1 pseudogene is annotated in these 1,231 nt (G+C 61.7%); it reads right to left on the reverse strand.

The window, feature by feature from the left end:
* A pseudogene (locus BLX42_RS06580) lies at positions 1-1,231 on the reverse strand (type IV secretion protein Rhs); the annotation flags it as partial.

Genomic DNA, 1,231 nt, shown 5'->3' on the forward strand with positions numbered 1-1,231 from the left:
AGCAACTGGTGAGCTTGCCCTGCGTGCGGTACACCTCGCGGTGCAGGTCATCGCGCTCCATGTCGCTGATGACCTGGCCGTCCAGGTTCAGCTGGTGCAGATGGCCGCTGCCGTAGTACAGATGGTTGACCTTGCGCCCGTCCGGCAGGGTCAGCGTAGTGAGGTTGCTCAGTGGGTCGTATTCGTAGCCGAGTACGCCTTGTGGGGTGATTTCCTGGGTCAGTCGCCCCAGCAGGTCATAGCTGTACTCCAGCTTTTCTTCGCTCACGCCCAGTTGCTTGCCGATGCTGGTTGGGTGTCGCTCAATGCTCAACAACCGGTCGACTTCGTCGTATGCATAATCCTGACGGGCATCACGGTTGAGCTTGGCCATCAGCCGGCCAATGGGGTCGCGCTCGAACAGCGTTTCGCGTTGCGGCTGCTCACCGTTCTCGCCGTAGCCAATTTCATCCAGCCGGGTCAGATGGCCGCCGTCGTTGTAGGTGAAGCGCCGCGTCAGGTTGTCCACCCGCACTTCTTCCACCAGCCGGTCCGACGCATCGTAAGCAAAGCTGTACGTCGCGTTGTTCTCGTTGACCAGCGCGGTAAGGCGTATGGCCTTGTCGTACTCGTAGCGAATCCGCTGCCCTTTGGCATCCTGCCGGCTGCTCGGCAGTCCGCGTGCCGTGCGCAGCAGGCGCGTGGTCTGGCCTTTGCCATCGGTGTGCGTCAGCACCTGGCCGTAAGGGTTGTAGGTGAAGGTTTCCGCCGTGCCGTCCGGATGGTTGACCTTGACCACCTCCCCGTCCGGTTTGCGTTCCAGCGTGGTGGTCTGGTGCAGCGCATCCGTCACGGCCACCAGGTGCTGGCGGTCGTCGTAGCGGTAATAGGTGTTTTTACCCGAACAGTCCTGATACCGCTCGACCTGGGCAAGGGTGTTCCACCACAGGTACTTGGACTTGTAGGTCGCATCGATGATGGTGTGCGGCAAACCATCTTCGCCATTCAGGTACTCGGTCAGGTGGCCCAGGGCATCGGTTTCGGCGAGCAGGTTACCCTTGTCGTCGTAGCGCGCCTGCCAGGTGCTGCCGTCCGGGTAGGTGACCTTGGTTACCAGGGTGGTCAGGTGGTGGTATTCGTAGGCGATGGTGCGGCCCAGCGGGTCGGTCTCTTCGAGCAGGCGGGCGTATTCGTCGTACTTGAAGTGCAGCTGGTTGCCGTCCGGCAGGGTCAGGCCGACCATGTTGCCGTA

It is taken from the genome of Pseudomonas sp. SG-MS2 (assembly GCF_009933855.1).
Classification (GTDB): Bacteria; Pseudomonadota; Gammaproteobacteria; order Pseudomonadales; family Pseudomonadaceae; genus Aquipseudomonas; species Aquipseudomonas putida_E.